Source organism: Mesorhizobium sp. M1A.F.Ca.IN.022.07.1.1 (assembly GCF_003997575.1).
Classification (GTDB): Bacteria; Pseudomonadota; Alphaproteobacteria; order Rhizobiales; family Rhizobiaceae; genus Mesorhizobium.
This window is the reverse complement of sequence record NZ_RZST01000386.1, coordinates 1-5,022: the sequence shown is the minus strand read 5'-3', so window position 1 is coordinate 5,022 and position 5,022 is coordinate 1. Positions and strand designations below refer to the sequence as shown.

Sequence of the window (5,022 nt, the reverse complement as noted above, 5' to 3'; positions counted from 1 at the left end):
GATCACGCCTGGGCCCTGCTCAGCAAGCACGCCGACTGGTTAGCCAGGCGCATTGAAACCCGCCCCGCCCATGGCCGCGGATAATCTTCCACACGTCTTCTTCCGGATATCCATTGTGGAAGTTTCCGGGCGCGAGGCGGCCGAAGCCTGAGGCCTGTCAGCCAGACGAACAGGGCCTCATCCGCGTGTCGTCCCGCGACGCCAAACCGGCGATGAGGACCGGCGCGTCCAGACCGTATATATCGGCGAAGAACAGCACGAGGTTCGAGCAGCGCCTTCTCCGCGGTCGACCATCATGGCTACGTATTTTCCCGTAGGGACATAACCGAATTTCGGCGCCCTCGGATTTGCGCGATTGCTGTTGTCACGGATCAATCGGGAAGACAGCCATGTACGCTCAAGCCGCCGCCAAGATCGAACTGCCGACCCATCTGCCCCATCAGGGTTCCTCGCTCGCCTTCGACGGCACGACCGTGCAGCCGGCCAGCTTCTTCCCGGCAGGCAGCGAGATTTACGCTCAAGGGGAAAAGGCGGGCGCTCTCTACCAGGTCGAATTCGGCGCGGTCCGCATCTACCGCCTGCTCGCCGACGGCCGCAGACAGATAAGTGCATTCCATCTGGCCGGAGAAACTTTCGGCTTCGAAGCCGACGCCACGCACCACTTCTTTGCCGAAGCGATCAACGCAACCGGCGTGCGGGTTTTCCGCACGCCCTCAGGCATGGACATATCCCGCCAGCTTCTGCCGCTTGCGCTGAAAGGATTGACCCGTGCACAGGAACACCTTCTCGTGCTTGGCCGCCAGAATGCCATCGAACGCGTCGCGGCATTCCTGATCGAAATGTCAGAGCGTCAGGGCGGACTGCGCCAGGTGGAACTGCCGATGTCGCGCGTCGATATCGGCGACTACCTCGGCCTCACCATCGAAACCGTTTCGCGGGTCTTCACCCGCCTGAAGGAGAAAGGCGTCATCCGCCTGTCCGGCCTGCGCAGCGTTGAAATTGTCAAGCGAGATACGCTGCTGGCGATGGGAGAATGAAGCCCATTTCGAGCCAATCACCGCAGCAGTATCCTGAAAGGGACAACAATGAAAAGCACGCTCACCACGCACACCGGATTTCGCTTCGAAGTGCGCCGCGCTCGCCCTGAGGATGAGCCGCTCGTAGCCGAGTTTTTCACCCATGTGTCGCCTGAGGATTTACGCTTTCGCTTTCTCGGAGCCTTGAGGGAAGTTTCGCATGAGCGCCTGGTGGCGATGACCCGCTCCGACGATCCGCACATCCATAACTTTCTCGCGTTCTCGACCGACGGAATGCTAATTGCGGTGGCGACCCTGGCCTCCGATCCGGCGGACCGGCGTGGCGAGGTCGCCATCTGCATTCGAGAAGACCGGAAGCATCTCGGGGTCGGCTGGGAATTTCTCGGCTATATCGCGCGTTACGCCGACGACCACGGCATCGAGACCATCGAGTCGATCGAAAACCGTGAAAACCGCGCAGCGATCGAACTTGAACGTGACATGGGTTTCACCATCACAACCGATCCCCATGACCCAACGCTCGTCCGGGTTCAGCGGAAGCTTGGCACCAAGTTGCCTGTCTAGTCCCTCCCAGCGGCCACGGGGTTGATCAGACTGTTATCGAAGCTGATAAGTTCTGTTGCCACTGCCCGTTCCTCATTGGCCGGGATGACAAGAACATCGACGCGGGAATTCGGGAGAATGACCAGTTCCTCGCCGCCGCGATTCAAACCATCATCGATAGCGACGCCCAGCCAGGCAGCGGACCCGCAGATCCTTTGCCGGATTTGAGGGGCGTGCTCGCCGATGCCCGCGGTAAAAACGAGCGTGTCGAGGCCGCCAAGCGCGGCCGCGAGCGATCCGATCTCACGTCCGATGCGATACACGAAGAGATCCACAGCACCCGCCGCCGCAGGCTCGCTCGACGCAAGCAGGGTCTGCATGTCACCAGAAATACCGGATACGCCCAGCAGGCCGGATCGTTCGTAAAGCAAGGTGGACAGTTCGTCGGATGATAGCTTGCGATCCTTGAGAAGGTGCAGCAGGACGCCGGGATCGATCGAGCCGCAACGCGTGCTCATGACAAGCCCATCTAGCGTCGAGAAGCCCATGGTGGTGGCGTGACTGACTCCAGCCTGCGTCGCGCACAGGCTCGCTCCGCTACCGAGATGGGCGACAATGGTCCGCCCGCCGGCGCCGGCGCCATAGCGGTCGCGTAGCCGCGCGGCGATATGCGCGTAGGAGAGCCCGTGGAAGCCGTAAGAGACGATGCCTTGTTCCGACATCTCATGCGGCAAGGCATAGATCTTGGCGAGTTCTGGCCGCGCTGCGTGAAAGGCCGTGTCGAAACAGCCGACCTGTTTGGCATCAGGCAACAGCTGACCGGCCAGTTCGACGATTTCGAGATTGACCGCCTGGTGGGTCGGGGCAAGCGGCTCAAGCCCATGGAGGGCATCGAGCGTGCGCGCATCGAGCAGGGTCGCCCGTGCGAATTCTTGCCCGCCATGGACGATGCGATGCCCGACCTTGCAGATCTGGCGCAAAAGACCGTAATCGGCAAGGAAGGACGCGATGGCATTGAATGCCGTCGCGATATCGATCGGCCCGTTCCCCAAGCTCTCGTCGACTTCGGGCGAGAATGCCGTGGGCGCGACGTTCAGCCGTGGCCGATGCCCAATTGACGACACGCCGCCACGCGCCAGCAGGTGAAGGTCTCCGCGCTCCTGAAACACGGCGAACTTCAGGCTCGATGAGCCGCCATTGAGGACGAGGATCGCATTCTTCATTGTCGATGCGCCTGACCCTGCCGAGGGACTACTGCTCCCATTTCCACTCGATGATCTCCGGCATATCCTGCCCATGGGCGCGAATATACGCATGGTGTTCGAGCAGCTTGCCTTCCATGGCCTGTCTGAGCCCGATATGCGCGCCGGTCGGCTCCGCGAGGCGATCAAGTACGCCGAGCACCAGATGGTAGCGGTCAAGCCCATTCAGCACGGTCATGTCGAAGGGTGTGGTCGTCGTCCCTTCTTCATTGTAGCCGCGCACATGGATGTTGTCGTGGTTAGTCCGCCTGTAGGTCAGGCGATGGATGGTCCATGGATAGCCGTGGTAGGCAAAGATAACCGGCTTGCTCCTCGTGAAAAGCGCGTCGAACTCGCGATCCGACAGCCCGTGCGGGTGGTTTTCCTTTGGCTGCAGGGTCATCAGGTCGACGATGTTGATCACCCTGATCTTGAGTTCAGGAATGTGGTGTTTCAGAATTTGAACAGCGACCAGGGTCTCGAGTGTCGGCACGTCGCCGGCACAGGCCATGACCACATCCGGCTCGGCCCCGCGATCAGTCGACGCCCAGTCCCATATGCCGATGCCGGTTTGGCAGTGAACTTTCGCCGCCTCGATCGACAGCCACTGCCAGGATTTGGCCTTGCCAGCGACGATGACGTTGATGCGGTTCCAAGTCTGCAGCACATGATCCGTCACGCAGAGCAGGCTGTTGGCGTCCGCGGGCAGGTAGACACGCACGACATCGGCCTTCTTGTTCAGGGCGACGTCGATAAAGCCCGGATCCTGATGGCTGAAGCCGTTGTGCTCCTGCTGCCAGACATGGCTGGACAACAGGTAGTTCAACGACGCGATCGGGCTTCGCCAGGGCAGCTTGCGGCAGGCGTCCAGCCACTTCGCATGCTGGTTGAACATGGAATCGACGATGTGGGTGAAGGCTTCGTAGCAGGAGAACAAGCCATGCCGCCCGGTAAGCAGGTAGCCTTCCAGCCAGCCCTGGCAGGTATGCTCGGATAGAATCTCCAGGACCCTGCCCTGCCTGCCGAGATGCACATCCTCGGGCAGGACTTTTTCCATCCAGGCGCGTTCCGTCACCTCGAAAACATCCTGCAGCCGGTTCGAAGCAGTCTCGTCCGGACCGACGATGCGGAAATTCTTGGCGCTTTGGTTCAATGCCATGACGTCACGCAGGAAATTGCCCATCGCACGGGTCGACTCTGCCTTAACCCCTCCAGGGCGCTCGACGGCGATTGCATGCTCATGCAGGCTCGGCAGTTCGAGCGATCGCCGCAACAGGCCGCCATTCGCATGCGGACTGGCGCTCATGCGTCTTGCACCTTGCGGCGCGGTGGCGCGGATCGTTTGCACCGGCGCGCCCGCAGCATCGAAAAGTTCTGCGGGCTGATAGCTTTTCAGCCATTCCTCAAGCATCTTCAGATGCGCAGGGTTTTCGGCGAGACCGGAAAGCGGAACCTGATGGGCGCGCCAGAACCCCTCGGTCTTCAGTCCATCGACCTCCTTTGGGCCGGTCCAGCCCTTCGGGCTTCGCAGCACGATCATCGGCCATTTTGGCCGGGGCTGTGAAGTCTCGACTCCGCTGCGCGCCGCGTGCTGAATCGCCTTGATGCGATCAAGTGCATCATCAAGTGCAATAGCCATCCGCTCATGCATCAAGGCTGGATCATCGCCCTCGACGAACAGCGGTTCATAGCCATAGCCGACAAACAGCGCGCGCAATTCTTCTTCAGGGATGCGAGCAAGGATCGTCGGATTGGCGATCTTGTAGCCGTTGAGATGGAGGATCGGCAGCACCGCGCCGTCGAGCTCCGGGTTGAGGAACTTGTTGGAATGCCAAGCAGTGGCGAGCGGCCCGGTTTCCGCCTCACCGTCTCCAACGACGCAAGCGACGATAAGATCCGGGTTATCGAAGGCGGCGCCGTAAGCATGCGAAAGCGCGTAACCAAGCTCGCCACCCTCGTGGATCGAGCCAGGCACGTCAGGTGCAGCATGGCTGGGGATGCCGCCCGGAAAAGAGAACTGACGGAAGAGCCTTCTCATCCCTGCCTCGTCCAGCGAAACATCCGGATAGAGCTCGCTATAGGTTCCCTCGAGATAGGTGTTGGCCACCATGGCGGGCCCGCCGTGGCCGGGGCCGCAGATATAGATGACGTTGGCATCGCGCCGCCTAATTACGCGGTTGAGATGCGCGTAAATGAAGTTG

Annotated in this window: 4 protein-coding genes and 1 pseudogene; 3 read left to right on the top strand and 2 right to left on the bottom strand. The window is 60.9% G+C overall.

Going from position 1 to position 5,022, the window contains the following annotated elements; genetic code table 11:
* The 3 genes and pseudogenes from EOA75_RS35285 to EOA75_RS28500 all read left to right on the top strand — a co-directional run.
* Nucleotides 1–151, top strand: a pseudogene (locus tag EOA75_RS35285) (pyridoxamine 5'-phosphate oxidase family protein); the annotation flags it as partial.
* A 238-nt stretch (nucleotides 152–389) separates the two neighbouring features.
* A complete protein-coding gene (locus EOA75_RS28505; RefSeq protein WP_127325734.1) occupies nucleotides 390–1,037 on the top strand; it encodes a helix-turn-helix domain-containing protein in 648 nt (215 codons plus the stop codon).
* Between the two features lie 48 nt (nucleotides 1,038–1,085).
* Nucleotides 1,086–1,601, top strand: coding sequence for a GNAT family N-acetyltransferase (locus tag EOA75_RS28500; RefSeq protein ID WP_127325733.1), 516 nt, complete (start codon nucleotides 1,086–1,088; stop codon nucleotides 1,599–1,601).
* Here the strand turns inward: EOA75_RS28500 and EOA75_RS28495 are convergent.
* A complete protein-coding gene (locus tag EOA75_RS28495) occupies nucleotides 1,598–2,803 on the bottom strand; it encodes an acetate/propionate family kinase (RefSeq protein ID WP_127325732.1) in 1,206 nt (401 codons plus the stop codon). The two genes, EOA75_RS28500 and EOA75_RS28495, sit on opposite strands and share 4 nt — an antisense overlap.
* Nucleotides 2,804–2,831: 28 nt before the next feature.
* Nucleotides 2,832–5,022, bottom strand: a 2,191-nt coding sequence (locus tag EOA75_RS28490; RefSeq protein WP_164747615.1) for a phosphoketolase family protein, incomplete at its 5' end; no start/stop codon positions are given.

Bases quoted from the DNA above. Each gene is read 5' to 3' on its own strand.
- EOA75_RS28505 (WP_127325734.1), top strand. From the start codon at position 390: ATGTACGCTCAAGCCGCCGCCAAGATCGAACTGCCGACCCATCTGCCC.
- EOA75_RS28500 (WP_127325733.1), top strand. From the start codon at position 1,086: ATGAAAAGCACGCTCACCACGCACACCGGATTTCGCTTCGAAGTGCGC.
- EOA75_RS28495 (WP_127325732.1), bottom strand. From the start codon at position 2,803: ATGAAGAATGCGATCCTCGTCCTCAATGGCGGCTCATCGAGCCTGAAG.